Origin of the sequence: Allobosea lupini (assembly GCF_900109525.1) — a bacterium.
In the GTDB taxonomy this organism is placed as follows: Bacteria; Pseudomonadota; Alphaproteobacteria; order Rhizobiales; family Beijerinckiaceae; genus Allobosea; species Allobosea lupini.
The window spans coordinates 207,287-227,861 of the sequence record NZ_FOAN01000005.1 but is presented as its reverse complement, the minus strand read 5'-3'; the positions used below and the strand labels follow the sequence as shown (position 1 = coordinate 227,861).

Sequence of the window (20,575 nt, the reverse complement as noted above, 5' to 3'; positions counted from 1 at the left end):
ATGCTCTCGCTGATCGTCGCGAGCGTCGCCCTGCTCTTCGTCCATATCGGAGCGCAGGCGATCGCGGCGACCAGCGAGCTGGGCTCGGCCTGGAATGCCGGGCCGCGCGATGACGATGTGAGGCCGCAAGGCGTCTTCGCGGGGCGGGCCGAGCGGGCGCTGCGCAACTATCTGGAGACGTACCCGGCTTTTGCAGTGCTGGCCGTGGCGTTGGTCGCGAGCGGTCGTATTGATGGCATCGGCTTCATCGGCGGCGCGGTCTGGCTCATCGCCCGCATCGTCTACATCCCGCTCTACCTCGCCGGCATCCCCTATTGGCGTACCCTGGTCTGGTTGGCCGGCGCAGTCGGCCTGGCGTTAATGGCAATCCGGCTGTTGGCCTGAGGAAGGCGGAGCATCGCTTCGGACCCAACGCGCCATTGGCGCAACAGCAATCGTAAAGTCTGAACGGAAGAGAGACCATGTCCTACGATCTCGTCGTCATCGGAACCGGCCCCGGCGGCTATGTCTGCGCCATCCGCGCTGCCCAGCTCGGCCTCAAGGTCGCGGTGGTCGAGAAGCGCAAGACCCACGGCGGCACCTGCCTCAACGTCGGCTGCATCCCCTCCAAGGCGCTGCTGCATGCGTCCGAGATGTTCGAGGAGGCCAGCCATACGTTCCCGAGCCTCGGCATCACCGTCGGCAAGCCCAAGCTCGACCTCAAGCAGATGCTGGTCCACAAGCAGGAGACCATCGACGCCAACGTCAACGGCGTCGCCTTCCTGCTGAAGAAGAACAAGATCGACCCGTTCCACGGCACGGCCTCGATTCCCGCCGCCGGCAAGGTCGTCGTCACCAGCGAGGACGGCAAGGCGCAGGAGCTCGAGACCAGGAATATCGTCATCGCCACCGGCTCGGAATCGGCGGCGCTGCCGGGCGTCACCACCGACGAGAAGACGGTGGTGACCTCCACGGGCGCGCTGGAGCTTGCGTCCGTGCCGAAGGAGCTGCTGGTTGTCGGTGCCGGCGTAATCGGCCTGGAGATCGGCTCGGTCTGGGCCCGGCTCGGCGCCAAGGTCACGGTGGTCGAATATCTCGACCGCATCCTGCCCGGCATGGATGACGAGATCGCCAAGCAGTTCCAGCGCATCCTGCAGAAGCAGGGCTTCACCTTCCATCTTGGCTCGAAGGTCACCAAGGTCGACGTGGCCAAGAAGGGTGGCGCGACCGTCACGGTCGAACCGGCCGCCGGCGGCGAGGCCAAGACGCTGAATGCCGACATCGTGCTGGTCGCGATCGGCCGGCGCCCGAACACGGACGGTCTGACTCTCGACAAGGCCGGCGTCGCAACCGAGCGCGGCCGCGTCGTCATTGACGACCACTTCAAGACCAATGTCGACGGCATCTACGCTATCGGCGATGTGGTGCGCGGGCCGATGCTGGCGCACAAGGCCGAGGATGAAGGCGTCGCCGTCGCCGAGATCCTTGCCGGCAAGCATGGCCATGTGAACTACGACGCGATTCCGGGCATCGTCTACACCGCCCCCGAGGTCGCCGCGATCGGCAAGACCGAGGAAGAGCTGAAGGCTGCGGGTGTCGCCTACAAGGTCGGCAAGTTCCCGTTCACGGCCAATGGCCGGGCGCGCGCGATGCGGCACACCGACGGTTTCGTCAAGTTCCTCGCCGATGCCACGACCGATCGCGTGCTCGGCTGCCACATCATCGGCCCGCATGCCGGCGACCTGATCGCCGAGGTGACGGTGCTGATGGAGTTCGGCGGCTCGGCGGAAGACCTCGCCCGCACCTGCCACGCCCATCCGACATTGGCCGAGGCGGTCAAGGAAGCGGCGCTCGCCGTCGACAAGCGCCCGATCCACATGTGAGGCGAGGTCGCTGCTCGCGCGACGACGCTTTCAACTGCGGGGCCGGCGCGTCAGTGAGACGTGCCGGCTTTTTTGCAGACGAGGTTCAGGAGCCCGTCGCGGCTGGTGTCGTCGCCCGCTGCGAGCGGGCGGCCATCCTCGCCGAAGCGCGCCAGGATCTCGAATCCGGCCGCTTCGAGCTGGCGCTCCTGCGTCGCCAGGTCGATGAAATAGAACAGCCCGCTCCAGCGATGGGCAGGGTCGACATGGATGGCGTAGTCTGCCTCCTCACGCGCGAAGGGCCGCAGGCGCAGATAGTTGATCCAACTCTGCGGATGGACCGAATTCACGATCTCGCGCGGGTGCCAGGAGCGGGCATGCAGCGGCATGCCGCCGGCGCGGCTCCAGGCGCGATTGTGGAAGGAGAAGGCGAAGACACCACCGGGCGCCAGCACCTCACGGACCGACGCGATGACAGCCAGGCGCTCGGCATGATCGAAGGCGCTGAGAATGGCGAGGGCGCCGAGCACGAAATCGAAGCGGCCGGGGCCGAACTCGCTGATCGCGCGGACATCCAGGTCGAGGAAGGTCGCGCCCGGGAAGCGGCGCCTGGCGACGGCCAGCATCGCCTCGGCCTTGTCGATCCCGACATAGTCGGCAACGTCAGGCAGCAGCGCGCCAGTGGTGCGGCCGGAGCCGACGCCGAGATCGAGCAGGCGCTTGCCGGCATAGGCGTGCTGGAAGCGTTCGAGGATCACCGCTTCGGAGGCAAAGAGACTCTGTTCGCCGTACCACTCGGCGATCTCGGTCCGGTCGAACAGATCGGCATTGTGCCGGGCGATGTCGATGGCCGAGCCTTGCATGGCGCGCCTCCACGTCGTTCGAGAGCCCGACCATGCTCCCGCCCGCGGCGCCGCACAAATTCTTGGTTAATCTATAGTTAACGCCGGCCTCCGCGTCCGACCTATCCGCGCCGGGCGCGATAGGCTGTCAGCGTGTTGCGCAGCAAGCAGGCGATAGTCATCGGGCCGACGCCGCCGGGGACCGGCGTGATCGCGCCGGCGACTTCGGCCGCCTGCGCATAATCGACATCGCCGGCGAGCTTGCCGTCGGGCATCCGGTTGATGCCGACATCGATCACGGTCGCGCCCGGCTTGATCCAGTCGCCCTTGACCATGCGCGGCCGGCCGACTGCGGCGACGACGATATCGGCGCGCCTCACAACGGCCGGCAGGTCACGCGTGCGCGAATGGGCGATGGTGACGGTGCAGTCGGCCTGCAGCAGCAATTGCGCCACCGGCCGGCCGACCAGCTCGGAGCGGCCGATGACGACCGCTTCCAGCCCCGATAGCGAGGGCAGCGCCTGCTTGAGCAACAGCATGCAGCCGAGCGGCGTGCACGGCACGAGGCCGTTCTTGCCGCCGGCGAGCAGGCCGGCATTGATCGGGTGGAGGCCATCGACATCCTTGGCGGGGTCGATCGCATCGATGATGCGGCCGGTGTCGATATGCTTGGGCAGCGGCAGCTGGACGAGGATGCCGTCGACGCCGTCATCGGCGTTGAGCTCGGCGATCTTGGCGAGCAGCGTCGCTTCCGTGGTGTCGGCCGAGAGGCGATGGGCGACCGAGTTCATCCCGATCTCGGCCGCGAGCTTCTCCTTGGAGGCGACATAGACCTTGCTGGCCGGGTCTTCGCCGACGAGCACGACATGCAGGCCGGGCACGGGCTTGCCGGCTGCCTTGAGCGCCGCAACCTCGCGACCGATTTCGGCCCTGAGTTCCGCCGCCGCTGCCTTGCCGTCGATGATGCGTGCCGCCATGACCAGCTCCTTGGTGAGGCATCGGATCGAAAAGCGGATTCCAGTTTCCGGTTTGATGCCCTGCGCCGCTCTCTTGCTGCATTGCGACAGAACGGACAAGGGCCGCTTTGCGTTGAATCTCCGGCGTGTGGGGATGCCGCGCGCGCCGCTTGATCGGGACGCGGCGAGCCAGCATGGTCGGCGGGTGATTCAGAAGGCGGCGTGCAGGCCGGAGACGATCGACGTGACCACCGGCTTTGCAGCAATCCCGGCTTCCGGCAGCTATGTGCTGCGCAATGTCAGGACGCCTGCCCATCTGGTCGAGGCCGGCAGCCTGGCTGGTGACCGCGGCGGCCTGACGCTGCTCGACATCGCCGTCGAGGACGGTGTCATCACTTCCCTTCGGCCGGGCGGCACGCCCGCGCTCGAAGCCCAGCCGGCAGTCGATCTCGACGGCGGTATTGCGCTGCCGCGGCTGGTCGATGTCCACACCCATCTCGACAAGGGCCATATCTGGCCGCGCCGGCCCAATCCGGATGGCAGCTTCATGGGCGCGCTCAGCGCGGTCGCGGCCGATCGCGAGGCGAACTGGTCGGCCCGCGACGTGCGGGTGCGCATGGAATTCGGCCTGCGCTGCGCCTATGCCCATGGCACGGCGGCGATTCGCACCCACCTCGACTCGCTCGGCAAGCAGATCGGCATTTCCTGGCCGGTCTATGCCGAGTTGCGCGCGGAATGGGCCGGTCGGATCGCCCTGCAAGCCTCGCCCTTGTTTGGGATCGATGCCGTCGCCGATCCCGCCCATATGCGGGCGATCGTGAGGGCCGTGACCGATCATGGCGACAGGCTGCTCGGCGCCGTCACCTATATGGTGCCTGAGCTCGACGTCGCCCTCGACACGCTTTTCCGGACGGCGATCGAACACGGCTTCGATCTCGACTTCCATGTCGACGAGACCAACGATCCGGCGGCGCGTTCGCTCGAGCACATCGCCGATGCGGCGCTGCGCCATCGCTTCACCGGCAAGATCCTGGCCGGGCATTGCTGCTCGCTCTCGCTGCAGCAGCCGCAGGACGAGGCGCGCATTATCGGGAAGGTGCGCGAGGCGGGGATTGCCGTGGTCTCGCTGCCGATGTGCAACATGTATCTGCAGGATCGCCAGCGCGGACGCACGCCACGCTGGCGCGGCGTCACCGCGCTGCACGAGCTGAAGGCCGCTGGCGTGCCGGTGATGGTCGCCTCCGACAACACCCGCGACCCGTTCTACGCCTATGGCGACCTCGATCTCGTCGAGACGCTGCGCGAGGGCACCCGCATCCTTCAGCTCGACCATTCCGACCGTGACTGGGCAAGGGCGGTCGCTGCGACGCCGGCCGAGGTCATGGGACTGGCCAGCGCCGGCCGGCTGGCTGTCGGTGGCCCTGCCGACCTGATCCTGACACGCGCCCGCGACTGGACCGAATTCTTCGCCAGGCCGCAGGCCGACCGGACTATTCTGGTCAACGGCCGCGCCATCGACCGTGCCTTGCCCGATTATCGCGAACTCGATTCCCTGATGAGCCGCCCCGCATGACCGCACGCTACGACATCGACGCCCTGAAGCGCCGCCTCTCCGGCATCCGCACCGAGGACAACCCTGCGCTGGTCAAGCAGAAGAGCCGCGACTTCTTCTGGTATTCGCCGACGCTGAAGCGCCAGCTCGACCATGTCGTCGCCGACATCATCGTTTCGCCGGTGAGCGAAGCTCAGGTGCTGGAGACACTCTCGGCGGCGCATGCGCTCGGCATCCCGGTGACGCCGCGTGGCACCGGCACCGGCAATTACGGCCAGGCGATGCCGCTCTCAGGGGGGATCGTGCTCGACCTCGCCGGCTTCAACAAGGTGACCAGCATCGAGGCCGGGCGCTATGTCGCCGAGCCCGGCGCCGTGCTGGCGAAGATCGACCAGGAGACGCGCGCCCATTCGCGCCAGGAGATCAGGCTGCACCCCTCGACCTATCACACCGCCTCAATCGGCGGCTTCATCGCCGGCGGCTCCGGCGGCGTCGGCTCGATCAAATGGGGCGGCCTGCGCGACTGGGGCAATATCATCTCGCTGCGCGTCGCGACGATGGAGGGCACGCCGCGCATCCTCGAGCTCCAGGGCGAAGACCTGCACAAGGTCGCCCATGCCTATGGCACCAACGGCATCATCACTCAGGTCGAGATGCCGCTCGGCCCGGCCTATGCCTGGGTCGACGTCATTCTCGGCTTCGGCGAATTGCGCGCTGCGGCCGAGTTCGCCAATGCGCTGGGCGAGCAGGACGGGCTGGCGTTGAAAAACCTCGCGGTCGTCGCCGCGCCCGCTCCGCACGATTATTTCCTGCGCCACAGGAAGTTCCTGCCGCGCGACAGCCATTGCGTCATGGTCATGGTCGCCGATTTCGCCGTCGAATCGATGCTGGCCTTCGCCCGCCGCTTCGGCGGCTCGCAAGTGCTGATGCGCTCCGACACGCTGACGGCGGAGGAGGCGAAGGGATTGCCGCCGACCTTCGAGCTCGGCTGGAACCACACCACCTTGCGGGCGCTGCGTGTCGATCCCTCGATCACCTATCTGCAGGTGCTCTATCCCTTCCCGAACCAGGTCGATCTCGTCGACAAGATCCATGCCCGCTTCGGCGACGAGGTCACCTGCCATCTCGAATTCGTCCGCTTCGACGGCAAGATCACCTGCTTCGGCCTGCCATTGGTGCGCTTCACCAGCGAGGAGCGTCTGGAGGAGATCATGGCGATCCATGAGGAGATGGGCGCGCCGATCTTCAATCCGCACCGCTACACGCTGGAGGAGGGCGGAATGAAGCAGACCGACGAGGTCCAGCTCGCCTTCAAGCGCGAGGCCGATCCGCAGGGGCTGCTCAATCCCGGCAAGATGATCGCCTGGGAGGACCCGGACTACGACTACCGCTCGGGCAAGACCTTCCTGTTCAAGGCGCTCGGCGAAGCCGGCGTCGGCGCCTGAGCCGATCGATGCGCGCGCTCGTCCTCTATGCCCACCCCGATCCCGCAAGCTTCGGGGCGGCGGTGCATGAGACTGTTGTCTCCGGCCTGCGCCGCGCCGGGCATGAGGTCGACGACTGCGACCTCTATGCCGAGGGGTTCGATCCCGTGCTGAGCTGCGAGGAGCGCGTCGGCTATCATGATCTCGGCACAAACCAGAACAATGTAGCCGGCTATGTCGAGCGCCTGTTGCGGGCGGACGCACTGTATCTGTGCTTCCCGGTCTGGAACTACGGCTATCCCGCGATCTTGAAGGGCTATTTCGATCGCGTTTTCCTGCCGGGCGTCTCGTTCAAGCTGGTCGATGGCTCGATCCGCCCGAATCTCTGGAACATTCGCCGGCTGACGACGGTGACAAGCTATGGCGGCTCGCGCTGGCGCACCTTCCTGATGGGCGATCCGCCGCGCCGGCAGATCAAACGCGGCTTGCGGGCGGTATGCCACCCGGCTGCGCGGGTCTCCTATCTCGCGCATTACGACATGAATCGGTCGACGCCGCAGAGCCGCGCGGCTTTTCTCGCCAGGGTTGCGCAGGAAATCGCGCGGATTCAAAAGCCTGTCTGACAATTGTCATCGGCCTGTCATGAAGGCGGGCGATTGCACAGCCGGCGAAAAGTATCCGCAACCTTTTCCAAGGGCCGGCTCATGACCAAGTCCCTCGAAAAAAGCGTCGGCCGTGCCTTGCTGGTGACGGCGCGGCTCCACAGGGCAAGGATGGGCGAGCGTCTCAACGCGCTCGGGCTCTTCCCGGGCCAGGAACAGGCGCTGAAATCCCTGCAGGGCGCACCGATGACGATGGGCGAGCTTGCGACGCTGTTGCGGGTCAAGCCGCCGACCGTGTCCAAGACGATCGGCCGGCTTTCGCTGCAGGGGCTGGTGACGCGCGAGGGCGGTGGGCGCGATGGCCGTCTGGTGCAGGTGGCGCTGACCGAGAACGGCCAGAAGACCGCGGCGGCACTCGATGCGGTCTGGAATCAGGTCGAGGAAGAGCTGCTCGAAAAGCTCGACGCCAAGGAGCGCAAGCAGTTGCGCAAATTGCTGCGCAAGGCGTCGAAGGGCCTGTCCAAGGCCGGTGCCGATGTCGAGGATGCCGAGGACGAGGCTGAGGACGCCGCCTGACGCCGGGCGCGTCGGCGGCATGACTCGCATGCGCTGGCGGGCTGGTTTCAAGCCTTAAATCGGTTCATTGATGTCTCGTCATTCCTCCAGAGCATGACGAGACGCTCAGCCTTTGTCGGCCGCTCCCGCTCCGCTTCCGGATACGCGCCGGACACGCTTGACCGCCATCGCCCTGATGAGCGGGGCGATCGTCTGCTTTTCCCTGCTCGACACATGCGCCAAATGGCTTGGCGGGACGATGCAGCCGATGCAGGTGGTCCTGGCGCGCTATGTGATCAGCGTCGCCCTGGTCTCGCTCCTGCTCAATCCCTGGAGCCATCCGGGCATCACCCGGACGAGGCGTCCCTGGCTGCAGGGCTTCCGCTCGCTGCTGCTGCTCGGCTCGACCGCGCTCAACTTCGTCGCCCTGCAATATCTGCAGCTGGCCGAGACGGTCTCGATCATGTTCGCAACGCCGCTGCTGGTGGCCCTGCTGGCCGGGCCGCTGCTCGGGGAATGGGCCGGGCCGCGCCGGCTGATCGCGATCGGCGTCGGCTTCCTCGGTGTCCTCGTGGTGACGCGGCCGGGACTGGGGGGCTTGCATCCGGCGGCCCTGCTCAGCGTCTGCGGCTGTCTCTGCTACGCCTTCTACAGCCTGTCGACGCGGATGCTGGCCGCGAGCGACTCGCCGCAGACGACGATGTTCTACTCCGGCATCGGCGGTGTGGTGATCATGCTGCCGCTGCTGCCGCTGTACTGGTCCTGGCCAGCGGACTGGCAAAGCTGGCTGTTGATGTGCGGGACCGGCTTCTTCGGCGCACTCGGCCATTGGCTGCTGATCCTGGCGCATCAGCGGGCGCCGGCGACGATCCTGGCGCCGTTCATCTATTCCCAGATCATCTGGATGATCCTGCTCGGCTGGTTCGTCTTCGGCCAGATTCCCGACCGCTTCACCTTCATCGGCGCGACGATCGTCATCGCGTCGGGGCTCTACCTGCTCTACCGCGAGCGCATCCGGCACGTGCCCGAAGGCTCGGCCCGCCTGGACTGATGCCGGCACGCATCTTGAAGCCTCCACCCGTGGATGGAGGCCATGATGACGGTTTGGCACCGCAACTGGCTACCGGCGACCGCGTTCGGCACAGATGTGCTCCGGGCGCGTCCCGCCATGGCACAGCCGGACTCAGCCGAGCGAAACCTTGCTCTGCGCAGCGACGAAGTCCGAGAGCATCGGCACATAGTCCTCGCCCTTGCCGCTGGCGACGGCTGCCGCATAGACGTTCTTGACGGCACCGCCCACCGGGTTGGGAACTCCGGCGGCATTGGCGAGGCTCTCCAGATAGCGGACATCCTTCAGCGCGTTGGAGAGCGTGAACTTGTGTGCATCCCGATCGCGCTCCAGCACATATTGCATGAAGGTCCGGTAGAAGCCGCACTCCATCCGGCCGCCGGTGATGACGCTGTCAAAGGTCTGCGGGGTGATGCCGACCTTCTGGGCCAGCGTCAGAGCCTCCGCATAGATGGCGCCGTAACCGAGGGAGAGGAAGTTGTTGAGCAGCTTCATCTTGTGGCCGTCGCCGACCGGGCCGAGATGGACGATCTTCTGGGCCCAGGCTTCGCAGACCGGGCGGATGCGCTCGAAAACCGCACTGTCGGCTCCAATCATCGTGGAGAGTTGACCGAGCTTCGCCTGGGCGGGTGTTCCGCCCAGCGGAGCGTCACAGAGGTGCAGGCCGATGGCAGCGAGCCGTTCAGCCAGAGCGACCGTCGAGACGGGATCGGAGGTCGAGCAGTCGACGATGACCGTTCCGGGCTGGGCGCCGGCAGCGATGCCGTCAGGCCCGTTGACGACCTGCTCCACCTGCGGCGAGCCGGTGACGCAAAGGAAGATGATGCTCGCCTTCCCGGCGAGCTCCTTCGGCGTGGCCGCCTCGGCGGCGCCGGCCGCCTTCAATTCCTCGACGGGCTTGCGATTGCGATGGCCCATGACGGTCAGGCGAAAGCCTTTGGCGAGAATGCAACTCGCCATGCCCTGACCCATGTAACCGACACCGATGAAGCCGATCGATTCTTTAGTCGTGCTCATCTTCAGTTTCTCCCAATTCTATGAGATGGAACAATGCAATGCGGAACGATTTGGCCAAGAACTGGTTGAATGCATCGGCTTACCGGCTTCAGGAGAAGCGTTCGATGGCGAATGACGGACACTCGCGCGACCCTTCGGGGGCGGGGAAGGCGGGTGTAAAGCCCGGTGGCCGGGGTCGCGTTACCTTGCAGATCATCGCCGATCGGCTGGAGGTCTCGACCGCGACGGTTTCTCTTGCTCTGCGCGAAAGTCCGCTGGTCGCCGACGGCACCCGCCTTCGGGTGCAGCAGATCGCGCGCGAGATGGGATATAGCTACAACCGCAGCGCGGCCTCGCTGCGGACCGACCGGACCAATATCCTGGGCGTCGGCTTCCACGACATCACCAATCCCTATTTCGCCGAGCTGCTCGCGGCGATCGAGGAGACGGCAGCGGCGCATGGCCGCTCGATCCTGCTCGGCACCTATGCCGAGAACCTCCAGCGGCAGGACCGCGTCCTCACCACGCTCAAGGAATATCGCCCCGACGGCATGATCATCTGCCCGGCCGGCGGCACCACGGCGGAGACGCTGCAGCATCTGATGGCGGCGCAAGTGCCACTGGTCCAGCTCTCGCGCGAGATTCCCGGCATCGGCCTGGACTTCGTCGGCTCTGACGACCGGCACGGCACGGTGCTGGCCGTCGAGCATCTCATCGGCCTCGGCCACACCCGCATCGCCTTTCTCGGCGAAAGCCCGCTGATCTCGACCGGGCGCAACCGCTATCGCGGCTATTGCGAGACCCTGGCCAAGCATGGGCTGCCGCTCGACCCCACGATCGTCTACTCGGCCTATGGCACGCGCGAGAATGGGCTGAAGGGCGTTCAGAAGGTGCTCGACGCCGCGAACCCGCCGACCGCCGCGATCTGCTTCAACGATCTTACCGCCTTCGGCGCCATGCTCGGCCTGCGCCATCGCGGCCTGGAAGCTGGTGCGGACTTCTCGATCATCGGCTGCGACGATGTTCAGGAAGCCTCGCAATGGTATCCCGCCTTGACCACGGTCAAGAACTTCCAGGACGAGATGGGCCGCAAGACCGCGGAGATGCTGCTCCGCCGCATCGCCGATCCAGCGGCACCGCCGCAGCGCGCCGTGCTGACCCCGGAGCTGGTGGTGCGCGGGACCACGGCGCCGCCGAAGGCGACGCGCTGAAGCCGGCGTATTTTCACGTTTCTCAAAGACGCGGACATACGCCAGGTTTTTGGTTTGACGCATTTTCGTCACGCGAACCGGTGCCCAGTTCGCTTGAAAATGCCTTAGCTCACGCATCGTTGTCCGGCTTGCGGTTCAGCGCCCGATAGGCGCGCACCACATGCGAGTCGTCGCGCCCGCCATGGCCAAGGCCAGAGGCGGCGAGGAACATCTGGTGCGCGGCTGCTGCCAGCGGCAAGGCCGCCTTGGCGGCGCGGCCGGCGTCGAGGACGATGCCGAGGTCCTTAACGAAGATGTCGACGGCGCTGGCGACCGGCGGCTCGTCTTCGAGCATGCGTGGGCCGCGGTCCCTCAGCATCCAGGACGAGGCGGCCGAGCCGCCCATGATCTCGAACAGCAGGGCGCCGTCGATGCCGGCCTTCTGCGCTAGCGACAGCGCCTCCGCGGCGACCGCGATATGAACGCCGCAGAGCAACTGGTTGACGGTTTTCACCGTCGCGCCCTGGCCCGGCTTCCCCCCGACATGGAAGACCTTGTCGCCCATGGCGTCGAGCACGGACTTGGCCTTGGCAAAGCTGTCGGCAGGGGCCCCGACCATGATGGTGAGCGTGCCGCCATGCGCACCCTTGACGCCGCCCGAGACCGGCGCATCGACGAAATGCCGGCCGGTCTTGGTCACGGCGTCAGCTATGGTCTCGACCTCGCCGGGCGGGCAGGTCGCCATCAGGATGACGGTGGCGCCCGGAGCCAGCGCATCGAGCGCGCCGGCGTCGAACAGGACCGAGCGGGCCTGTGCGGCGTTGACCACCATCAAGACGAGCGCCTCGGCTCCTTCAGCCGCGGTGGCAGCACTGTCGGCGGCCTGGCCGCCGGCTGCGACGAGCGCGGTCCGGGCGCTCTCCCGCATGTCGAAGCCGGTGACGCGGAACTGGCGCTTGACGAGATTCTCGGCCATCGGCGCGCCCATGGCGCCGAGCCCGACGAAGGCGATTGAGGTCACGACGATTTGCCTTGGTTGGAAGGCGGGCGGCCTGGCCGCCCGCCGGAAGCTACTCCTTCACCGCACCCGTCATCGAGGCGACGTAGTAGTCGACGAAGAACGAATAAAGGATCGCGACGGGGATCGAGCCGAGCAGCGCGCCGGCCATCAGCGAGCCCCAATGATAGACGTCGCCCTCGACGAGCTGCGTCAGCACCGCGACCGGCACGGTCTTCTTCTCGGCCGACTGGATGAAGGCGAGCGCGTAGATGAACTCGTTCCAGGACAGGGTGAACGCGAAGATGCCGGCCGAGATCAGTCCGGGAAGCGCCAGCGGCAGGGTGATCTTCCAGAGCGTCTGCAAACGGGTCGCGCCGTCGATCATGGCGCATTCCTCGAGCTCGTAGGGGATCGACTTGAAGTAGCCGATCAGGAGCCAGGTGCAGAACGGGATCAGGAAGGTCGGATAGGTCAGGATCAGCGCGAGCTGCGAGTCGTACAAGCCGAACTGGAAGATCAGCGTCGCCAGCGGGATGAACAGGATCGAGGGCGGCACCAGATAGGCCAGGTAGATGGCGAGACCGACATAGTTCGAGCCCTTGAACTTCAGGCGCTGGATGGCATAGGCGGCGAGCACGCTGGCGAAGAGCGAGAGCGCGGTCGCGACCGTCGCCACCGTCATCGTCGTCAGCAGCCATTGCGGGTAGTCGGTCTGGAAGAGCAGCTTGTTAATATTGTCCAGCGTCGGCGATTTCACCCAGAACGGGTTGTTGTTCTTGTAGTCGAGCAATTCGCCGTTCGGTTTGATCGCCGTGATCGCCATCCAGTAGAACGGGAACAGCAGCACGATCACGAAGATCGAGAGCGGCAGATAGAGCGTGATGAAGCGACGCGGTCCCGAGGACCAGTCGATCACACCCGTCCGCTCCTTGTCGACAAGCTGCGGGCGCGCGGCAGGGGAGGCCTGGTCAGTCATTGTCTTCTCCCTGCTGCCATTTGCGGCGCGCGAGCGCGTAGTAGCTGAACAGCGTCGCCATCACGAGGAAGGGGATCATCGCCACCGCAATCGCCGCCCCCTCGCCGAGCTGGCCGCCGGGGATGCCGCGCTGGAAGGCGAGGGTGGCCATCAGATGGGTCGAGTTGATCGGCCCGCCGCGGGTGATGGCGTAGACCAGCTGGAAGTCGGTGAAGGTGAACAGCACCGAGAAGGTCAGCACGATCGCCAGGATCGGCATCAGCATCGGCAGGGTGACATGCCGGAAGCGCTGCCAGGCATTGGCGCCGTCGAGCATCGCCGCCTCGTAAAGCGCCGGCGAGATCGTCTGCAGGCCGGCGAGCAGCGAGATCGCGACGAAGGGAATGCCGCGCCAGACATTGGCGGCGATCAGCGACCAGCGGGCCGGCCAGGGCGAGCCGAGGAAGTCGATATAGGTGTCGCGCCAGCCGAGCACGTCGACCAGCACATAGGAGATGATCGAGAACTGCGGATCGTAGATCCACCAGAAGGCGATGGCCGAGAGCACGGTCGGCACGATCCACGGCACCAGGATCAGCGCGCGCAGCAGCGACTTGAACGGCAGGTTGTTGTTGAGCAGCAGTGCCAGCCAGAGGCCGAGCCCGAATTTCCCGACGGTGGCGACGCCGGTATAGAGCAGCGTGTTCCAGACCGAGGTGATGAAGACCGGGTCGTGCCAGAGCGACTCGAAGTTCTCGAAGCCGATGAAGACGCCGCTGCGGCCGATGCGCGTATCGGTGAAGGCGAGCCAGACCCCGAGGCCGAGCGGATAGCTCAGGAAGGCCAATAGCAGGCCGAGCGCCGGTAGCAGGCAGATGAAGATCAGGAATGGCTTGTAGTCGAACAGCCTGACCAGCCAGCTTTGCTCGGGCTGGGTGGCCGGCCGGGCTTCGGCCGCAATCGTCATGGCGCTTTATCCCGTGATGGAGCCGCGCCGCCGGTTATCCAGCGGCGCGGTGTCGACGGATCAGGTGCGATAGTAGCGCTTGGCGCGGCGCTCGGCTTCGGCGGCCGCCTGCTCGGGCGTCGCCTGGCCGGCGCAGACGGACGCGACCATCTGGACCATGACGTATTCGGCGTTGACGGTGCCGGCAGCCTCGGTGATCGCGCCCTTGTAGCCGCTCCACAGAGCCCGCTCCCAGGTGTCGCGATAGACCAGGATCTTGGGATCGCTCTCCCAGACCTTGCTTTGCGCATAGCCCTTCAGCGGCTGGGTCCAGTAGCCGAAGCAGCCGGTCAGCCACTTGTCGTACTGCTCCTTCTCCATCATGAAGCGCAGATACTCCTTGGCCGCGTTCGGGAACTTGGTGTGCTTGAACACCATGGCGTTGATCACCAGCGCCGTCTCGGTCGGCCGGCCGACACCGGCGCCGATCGGCATCGGCGCATGGTTGAGATCCTTGCCGATCTCCGCGGTCTTCTCGTCCTTCGAGTTCTTGATCGAGAAGTAGAGCGAGACGCCGTTCTGGGTCAGGCCGATTTCGCCGGCCGTCAGCGCCTTGTTGTTGCTGATGTCGAGCCAGGAGAGCGTGCCGGGGATGAAGGTCTCGTAGAGCGCCTTGGCGTATTTCAGCGCCTCGATCGTCTCCTTGCTGTTGATCGCGACCTTGTTGTTCTCGTCGACCATGTAGCCGCCATGCGACCAGACCAGCCAGTTGCAGAAGGAGTTGCCGTCACCGACGGCGTTGCCGAGCGCAAAGCCGGCGGGATGACCCTTTGCCTTGAGCTTGCGGCAGAGGTCGAGGAAGCCGGCATGGTCGGTCGGGAACTTGTCGAAGCCCGCCTCCTTGACCCAGGATTCGCGATAGACCGCCGGGCCGCCGGAGCCGCCCATCGGGATCGAGATCCAGGTATTGGTCTTGTCCTTCTTGCCGTACTTCTCGGCGACCGGGTACCAGCCGCCATATTTCTTGCCGAGATCCTCGGCGACAGCAGTCAGGTCGATCAGCTTGTCGGCGAAGATGTGCGGGTCGTCGGCCCAGCCGACGACGACGTCGGGGCCGGCGCCGGTATTGGCGGTGACGGCGGTCTGCGGACGCAGATCCTCCCAGCTCGCATAGTCGACACGGACCTGGACGCCGGTCGCCTTGGTGAATGCTTCGGTGTTCTCGTTGAAGATCGTCTGGTCGGGATCGACGAATTTGGTCGGGCGCAGCACGCGCAGCGTCGCGCCCTTCTCGATATTGGCTGTCTGGGCGATCGACGGCGCGGCAAGGGTAGCGCCGGCTGCGAGCCCTGCGCCGCCGATCAGTACGTCACGTCTGGAAATGCTCATTGCTTCACTCCTCCGGGTTGCCGCGAGGCCCTGCATGGGAGCCTCGTCGCGTTTTTGTGGGCCATCGCCGCCGCCGGGGTGTTCCCCGTGCGGCGGCCATGAAAATCAGATCCGCTTGCCGGTCGCGGCGTCGAACAGATGGGTGACCGAGGTGTCGGGCCGGATCTTGATCGTCTCGCCGGGCTTGGCGGTGATGCGTTCGCGGAAGACGCAGGTCAGGTCCTGCCCGCCGCAGCGGACGACGACCTGCGTCTCCGAGCCCATCGGCTCGATGACCACGACCTCGGCCGGCAGGCCGGCGGGGTCGAGAATGAGATGCTCTGGACGGATCCCGAGCACCGCGGCCCGGTCGTTCGAATCCGCCGGATGCTTGCCGACCGGCCAGATCACGCCGCCCTGGGTCTCGAAGCCGTTGGCGCGGATCGTGCCCTTCAGCAGGTTCATCGACGGCGAGCCGATGAAGGCGGCGACGAAGAGGTTCGCCGGGTTGTCATAGAGGTCGAGCGGGGCGCCCATCTGCTCGACGATGCCGTCATGCATCACGACGATCTTGTCGGCCATGGTCATGGCCTCGATCTGGTCGTGGGTGACGTAGACCGTTGTGGTCTTGAGGCGCTGGTGCAGTTCCTTGATCTCGGTGCGCATCTGCACGCGCAGCTTGGCGTCGAGGTTCGACAGCGGTTCGTCGAAGAGAAAGACCTGCGGATCGCGCACGATGGCGCGGCCCATGGCGACACGCTGGCGTTGGCCGCCGGAGAGCTGGCGCGGATAGCGGTCGAGCAGCTTGTCGAGCCCTAGAATGCCGGCGGCCTTGCTGACGCGCTCGTCGATCTCGGCCTTCGGCGCCTTCCGCAGCTTCATCGAGAAGGCCATGTTGTCGGCCACCGTCATATGCGGATAGAGCGCATAGTTCTGGAACACCATGGCGATGTCGCGCTCCTTCGGCGGCACGTCGTTGACGACGCGCGGTCCGATCCGGATCTCGCCGCCCGAGATGTTCTCGAGGCCGGCGATCATGCGCAGCAAGGTCGATTTTCCGCAGCCCGAGGGGCCGACGAGGATGACGAACTCGCCATCGTTGATGTCGATGTCGACGCCGTGAATGACCTGCGTCGAACCATAGGCCTTGCGCACGTCGGCAATCTGGACGGATGCCATCTTGGTTGTTTCTCCCGCTCTTCAGGTTGCCCCGGGGTGCCTGACACAATCCCCGCCGGCGGCGTTGCAGAACATCGGCTTCTGACGGCCGATCGAGACGAGGCCACCCAACCCAGGCGAGCCGCCTGTTGCGTCAACCTCGTTCCCGGATAAAGTCATACGATAGAAACAGGCGTGTCAAGCGCTGGACCGGCCGCGGAGTGAGCTCTCGCAGGCTGGCGATCACGGAGGAAATCGCGGTTCGATGCAGCTTCATGTCAAAGTGCGCGCGACAAGGCTCAATCCCGACCGGCTGTTCAGCCAGGTTGCGCACAGGCTCGCGGTCGCAATCATCACCGGCGCCTCGCCCGCGGGAGCGCTGCTGCCGAACGAGGACGATCTGAAGGGCGAGATCTCGGTCTCGCGCACCGCCTATCGCGAGGCCGTGAAGTTTCTGTCCGGCAAGGGGCTGGTCGAGGCCAGGCCGAAGAGCGGCACGCGGGTGGCGCCACGCGAGACCTGGAATCTGCTCGACCCCGATGTGCTCGCCTGGCACTTCAAGGCCGATCCCAACGAGAAATTCATCCGCGACCTGTTCGAGCTTCGGCTCTTCGTCGAGCCCAGCGCGGCCCGGTTGGCGGCGCAGCGGCGCAGCGACGCCGATCTGCGCCGGATCGAGGCGGCCTTTCGCGGCATGGCCGAAAACCCGCCCTATGCCGAGCCGACCGTCAATGCCGATCTTGCCTTCCACGAGGCGATCTTCGCCGCGACCCGCAATCCACCGCTGCAGTGCCTCGCGCCTGCGGTTTGCGCGACGATCCAGTGGTCGCTCTTTCTCAAGGCTCCGGACGACCAGTTCTTCTTCACCGCTTCCCTGATCGATCACGAACGCGTTCTTGACGCGATCGTACAACGCGACGGCGACTTGGCGGCAGCGCGGATGAGTGGGCTGGTGATCGACAGCCTGAACAGCACCTTGCGTCTGCTCGCCGGTCGAGCTGGTGCAGATGCGGGCAAAACCGCGTGATTAAATCATACTATATCGGGCTGAATCGACAGCGGAGCCGGGATGGCATAACCGGCTCTGCGAGCAGCCCTGTCTGCGGCTGTGGGAATTCCCCGGCGACATGCGGGCCGCTAGGTTGATCTAATCGTTTTAAGAATTTGAAATCAAGTCACGCAGGCGTTCCAGGAAAGCAGGGCCATGACCGCGCAGAGCAAGATCGAGATCATCATGACCGGGCCGCTGATGGCCTATGCCGCCGACCAGCTGAAGGCACGCTTCATCGTGCACGAGCTCTGGAAGGAGCAGGACCGCGCAGCGGCTCTGGCAGCCGTCAAGGACCGGGTGCGCGGCGTCGCCGGCGGCGGCGCGCATGTGCGGATCGACGACGCGCTGTTCGATGCGCTGCCGAAGCTGGAAGTGGTCTCGAATTTCGGCGTCGGCTACGACAATGTCGATGCCGTCGCCGCCGGCAAGCGCGGGATCATCGTCACCAATACGCCAGATGTGCTGACCGACGAGGTCGCCGATCTTGCCATCGGCCTGCTGCTTTCCACCGTGCGCCAGCTGCCGCAGGTCGACCGCTATCTGCGCGCCGGCAAGTGGCTGCAGGGCGCCTATCCGCTCACCACCTCGCTGCGCAAGCGCAAGATCGGCATCGTCGGCCTCGGCCGGATCGGCAAGGCGGTGGCGCGTCGACTCGAAGCCTTTGACGTGCCGATCGCCTATCACGGCCGCTCGCGCCAGGCCGACGTCGCCTACCGCTACTACCCCTCGCTGGTCGAAATGGCTCAGGATGTCGACACGCTGGTCTCGGTCGCGCCGGGCGGCGAGTCGACCTACCACATCATCAATGCCGAGGTGCTGAAGGCGCTCGGCCCGAACGGCATCGTCGTCAATGTCGGCCGCGGCACGGTGATCGACGAGCAGGCGCTGATCGAGGCGCTGAAGGCCAAGACCATCCTCTCCGCCGGCCTCGACGTGTTCGAGGACGAGCCGCGCGTCCCGGCCGAGCTGATCGCAATGGATCATATCGTGCTCTTGCCGCATGTCGGCTCGGCATCCGTGCATACGCGCGAACAGATGGGTCAGCTTCTGGTCGACAATCTGGTTTCATGGTTCGATGGCAAGGGTCCTTTGACACCGGTTGCCGAGACGCCATGGACAAAAGCCTGATCACGACGGGAATGCACTGGATGCGGCCAGGCGTAGCGATCGCCGCTTTGGCACTGCTCGCCGTCTCGCCGGCGGTGGCGCAGACGCAGGCGTTGCCACGCGGCGCCGAGAAGGCGCCCGAGGCGCTGAAGCCGTTCATCGGCGCCTGGGACCTCGACAAGCTCGGTGCGGCGCGCGAGTGCACGGTGACGTTCGGCACCGAGGCGGCCGGGCAGGGGCGCCAGGTCAGATTCCCGGCGACGTGTCGGCGGGCCCTGCCGATCCTTACCGGGGTCGTCGCCTGGGATGTGGTCGATGGCGCTCCGAGGCTGCTCGACGGCCATGGCAAGCCGGTGATCGTCTTCAGTGGTAAGGCCGATCCGGGGCGGCGCGGCAAGGGCAGCGACGGGGCGGATTACGGGCTCGATCCGACGGGCCATGTGCGGGCGCAGCAGCGCCCGGCGCCAGCAGGGGCCGAGCTTGCGGCAACAGCGGCGGCACGCCCAACCGTGGTCGATCCGGCCAGCGCGCCCGCTGCGACGACGGTGCCCGGGCGCTATACCGTGATGCGGCAGGTCGGCCGCGATGTCTGCAAGCTCGTGCTCTCGACCTCGCCCTCGGCCAATGCGGGAGCCTTCGCGACCAGCTTCGACGGGCTCTGCCCCGATACCGGCCTGACGATCTTCTCGCCGGTCGCCTGGCGCTACGAGGCCGGCCGACTCGAGCTGATCGCCCGCAAGGGCCACAAGATCGAGCTGGTCTTCGAAGGCGGGCAATGGCGCAAGGACCCGGCCGTCGGCGCACCGCTGATGCTGAAGAAGGTGCCCTGAGAGAGGTTCGCCTCATTCCGTCATGGTCGGGCTTGTCCCGACCATCCACGTCTTCCTTCGACGAGTGCGGCATCCAAGACGTGGATGCTCGCCACAAGGGCGAGCATGACGGTGGAGTCCGGACCTTACGCGACGAAGGTGCCGCCGAGCTCGTCGTCGATATGGGCGCGGATGATCTCCTCGAAGCTCGATTCCGCCTTGAAGCCGAGCGCCGGCGCGCACTTCGCGTCGAAATTGCGCGGCCAGCCAGCGACGATGGCGTCGATCACCGGATCGGGCACGCGCTTGATGCGCTTGACGACGTTCTCGCCGGCGACCTTGCGCAGCGCCTCGATCTGCTCGGCGACGGTGGCGGAGTAGCCCGGCATGGTCAGCGCGCGGCGCGGGCCGATCGCGTTCGTGTCCATCGTCGCGGCGTGGACGAGGAAGCCGACCGCCGAGCGAGGCGAGGCATGCCAGTGGCGGACCTGGTCGGAAACCGGCAGCACCGCCTCCTCGCCGTTGAGCGGCTCGCGGATGATGTTGGAGAAGAAGCCGGAGGCGGCCTTGTTCGGCGCGCCGGGCCTGACGCAGATCGTCGGCAGGCGGATGCCCACGCCGTCGAAGAAGCCGCGGCGGGAATAGTCGCTGAGCAGGAGCTCGCCGATCGCCTTCTGTGTGCCGTAGCTGGTCAGCGGCGTGGTGAAGAACTCGTCCTCGATCTTGTCATGGAAGGGCGCGCCGAAGACGGCGATCGAGGAAGTGAAGATCACGCGCGGCTTGTAGCCGTCGCCGACAAGGCGGATGGCGTCGAAGAGATAGCGCGTGCCGTCGAGATTGATGCGGTAGCCCTTGTCGAAATCGGCCTCGGCTTCGCCCGAGACGATCGCGGCGAGATGCACGATCAGCTCGGGGCGCGAGGCGATCAGCTTCTCGGCTTCGCCGGGCTGCGAGAGATCGGAGGTCAGCGATTCGAAGGCGAAGGGTGCGTTCGCCGGCGCCGAGGCGGGGAAAACGTCCTGCGCCGTCACCTTGTCGATCGCCTTGCCGCCGAGGCCGCCGTCTCGCGCCAGGCGCTCGATGAACTTGCGGCCGACCATGCCGGCGCCGCCAATGACGAGGATATGCATGTCTTTGTCCGATCTTTCGCTTCT

At 66.0% G+C, this 20,575-nt stretch carries 20 protein-coding genes; 11 read left to right on the top strand and 9 right to left on the bottom strand.

What is annotated here, in order from left to right; genetic code table 11:
- A complete protein-coding gene (locus BMZ21_RS16470; protein ID WP_091836508.1) occupies positions 1 to 384 on the top strand; it encodes an MAPEG family protein in 384 nt (127 codons plus the stop codon).
- Between the two features lie 77 nt (positions 385 to 461).
- Positions 462 to 1,862 carry a dihydrolipoyl dehydrogenase gene (gene lpdA / locus BMZ21_RS16465; protein ID WP_091836505.1) on the top strand — a complete coding sequence of 467 codons (1,401 nt, stop codon included), beginning with the start codon at positions 462 to 464 and terminating at the stop codon, positions 1,860 to 1,862.
- A gap of 50 nt (positions 1,863 to 1,912) precedes the next feature.
- On the opposite strand, the gene BMZ21_RS16460 is transcribed toward lpdA, so the two are convergent.
- On the bottom strand, positions 1,913 to 2,704 hold the full coding sequence (locus tag BMZ21_RS16460; protein ID WP_091836502.1) for a class I SAM-dependent methyltransferase: 792 nt from the start codon (positions 2,702 to 2,704) through the stop codon (positions 1,913 to 1,915).
- A gap of 101 nt (positions 2,705 to 2,805) precedes the next feature.
- Complete coding sequence (folD, locus tag BMZ21_RS16455; RefSeq protein WP_091836501.1) at positions 2,806 to 3,660, bottom strand: bifunctional methylenetetrahydrofolate dehydrogenase/methenyltetrahydrofolate cyclohydrolase FolD; 855 nt, start codon at positions 3,658 to 3,660, stop codon at positions 2,806 to 2,808.
- A 223-nt stretch (positions 3,661 to 3,883) separates the two neighbouring features.
- Here folD and BMZ21_RS16450 point away from each other — a divergent pair, with 223 nt between their 5' ends.
- The 5 genes from BMZ21_RS16450 (at position 3,884) to BMZ21_RS16430 (ending at position 8,823) form a co-directional block, all read left to right on the top strand.
- Complete coding sequence (locus tag BMZ21_RS16450; protein ID WP_091837131.1) at positions 3,884 to 5,212, top strand: cytosine deaminase; 1,329 nt, start codon at positions 3,884 to 3,886, stop codon at positions 5,210 to 5,212.
- Positions 5,209 to 6,636: an FAD-binding oxidoreductase gene (locus BMZ21_RS16445; RefSeq protein WP_091836499.1), complete on the top strand. Its 1,428-nt coding sequence runs from the start codon at positions 5,209 to 5,211 to the stop codon at positions 6,634 to 6,636. Before BMZ21_RS16450 ends, BMZ21_RS16445 begins: the two co-directional genes overlap by 4 nt.
- Before the next feature lie 8 nt (positions 6,637 to 6,644).
- Entirely contained in the window at positions 6,645 to 7,238 is a 594-nt protein-coding gene (locus tag BMZ21_RS16440) for an NAD(P)H-dependent oxidoreductase (protein ID WP_091836497.1), read from the top strand.
- 81 nt (positions 7,239 to 7,319) lie between these two features.
- Positions 7,320 to 7,793 carry a MarR family winged helix-turn-helix transcriptional regulator gene (locus BMZ21_RS16435; RefSeq protein ID WP_091836494.1) on the top strand — a complete coding sequence of 158 codons (474 nt, stop codon included), beginning with the start codon at positions 7,320 to 7,322 and terminating at the stop codon, positions 7,791 to 7,793.
- 157 nt (positions 7,794 to 7,950) lie between these two features.
- On the top strand, positions 7,951 to 8,823 hold the full coding sequence (locus BMZ21_RS16430) for a DMT family transporter (protein WP_244543874.1): 873 nt from the start codon (positions 7,951 to 7,953) through the stop codon (positions 8,821 to 8,823).
- 132 nt (positions 8,824 to 8,955) lie between these two features.
- Here BMZ21_RS16430 and BMZ21_RS16425 read toward each other — a convergent pair whose 3' ends face one another.
- Positions 8,956 to 9,858 (bottom strand): NAD(P)-dependent oxidoreductase, encoded by a 903-nt coding sequence (locus BMZ21_RS16425; RefSeq protein WP_091836492.1) that lies wholly within the window; start codon positions 9,856 to 9,858, stop codon positions 8,956 to 8,958.
- A gap of 104 nt (positions 9,859 to 9,962) precedes the next feature.
- On the opposite strand from BMZ21_RS16425, the gene BMZ21_RS16420 reads away from it, so the two are divergent.
- Positions 9,963 to 11,048, top strand: a complete 1,086-nt coding sequence (locus BMZ21_RS16420; RefSeq protein ID WP_091837127.1) for a LacI family DNA-binding transcriptional regulator — start codon at positions 9,963 to 9,965, stop codon at positions 11,046 to 11,048.
- A 109-nt stretch (positions 11,049 to 11,157) separates the two neighbouring features.
- Here the strand turns inward: BMZ21_RS16420 and BMZ21_RS16415 are convergent, their stop codons facing one another.
- The 5 genes from BMZ21_RS16415 to BMZ21_RS16395 form a co-directional block, all read right to left on the bottom strand.
- Positions 11,158 to 12,054 (bottom strand): NAD(P)-dependent oxidoreductase, encoded by an 897-nt coding sequence (locus BMZ21_RS16415; RefSeq protein WP_091836490.1) that lies wholly within the window; start codon positions 12,052 to 12,054, stop codon positions 11,158 to 11,160.
- Positions 12,055 to 12,097: 43 nt separating this feature from the next.
- The gene (locus BMZ21_RS16410) at positions 12,098 to 13,003 is read right to left on the bottom strand and encodes a carbohydrate ABC transporter permease (protein WP_091836488.1); all 906 of its coding nucleotides are present in this window, start codon (positions 13,001 to 13,003) and stop codon (positions 12,098 to 12,100) included.
- The gene (locus BMZ21_RS16405; protein WP_091836486.1) at positions 12,996 to 13,949 is read right to left on the bottom strand and encodes a carbohydrate ABC transporter permease; all 954 of its coding nucleotides are present in this window, start codon (positions 13,947 to 13,949) and stop codon (positions 12,996 to 12,998) included. The genes BMZ21_RS16410 and BMZ21_RS16405 overlap by 8 nt, the downstream gene beginning before the upstream one ends.
- A 60-nt stretch (positions 13,950 to 14,009) precedes the next feature.
- Positions 14,010 to 15,317, bottom strand: coding sequence for an ABC transporter substrate-binding protein (locus BMZ21_RS16400; protein WP_091836484.1), 1,308 nt, complete (start codon positions 15,315 to 15,317; stop codon positions 14,010 to 14,012).
- 105 nt (positions 15,318 to 15,422) lie between these two features.
- Positions 15,423 to 16,475, bottom strand: coding sequence for an ABC transporter ATP-binding protein (locus BMZ21_RS16395; RefSeq protein WP_091836482.1), 1,053 nt, complete (start codon positions 16,473 to 16,475; stop codon positions 15,423 to 15,425).
- 244 nt (positions 16,476 to 16,719) lie between these two features.
- Between BMZ21_RS16395 and BMZ21_RS16390 the strand changes: the two genes are divergently transcribed.
- The 3 genes from BMZ21_RS16390 (at position 16,720) to BMZ21_RS16380 (ending at position 19,442) form a co-directional block, all read left to right on the top strand.
- Positions 16,720 to 17,481 carry a FadR/GntR family transcriptional regulator gene (locus BMZ21_RS16390; RefSeq protein WP_091836480.1) on the top strand — a complete coding sequence of 254 codons (762 nt, stop codon included), beginning with the start codon at positions 16,720 to 16,722 and terminating at the stop codon, positions 17,479 to 17,481.
- A gap of 177 nt (positions 17,482 to 17,658) precedes the next feature.
- A complete protein-coding gene (locus BMZ21_RS16385; protein ID WP_167561657.1) occupies positions 17,659 to 18,633 on the top strand; it encodes a 2-hydroxyacid dehydrogenase in 975 nt (324 codons plus the stop codon).
- On the top strand, positions 18,618 to 19,442 hold the full coding sequence (locus tag BMZ21_RS16380; RefSeq protein WP_167561656.1) for an AprI/Inh family metalloprotease inhibitor: 825 nt from the start codon (positions 18,618 to 18,620) through the stop codon (positions 19,440 to 19,442). Before BMZ21_RS16385 ends, BMZ21_RS16380 begins: the two co-directional genes overlap by 16 nt.
- A 125-nt stretch (positions 19,443 to 19,567) precedes the next feature.
- On the opposite strand, the gene denD is transcribed toward BMZ21_RS16380, so the two are convergent.
- Positions 19,568 to 20,551: a D-erythronate dehydrogenase gene (denD, locus tag BMZ21_RS16375; RefSeq protein ID WP_091836474.1), complete on the bottom strand. Its 984-nt coding sequence runs from the start codon at positions 20,549 to 20,551 to the stop codon at positions 19,568 to 19,570.
- Positions 20,552 to 20,575 lie beyond the last annotated feature (24 nt).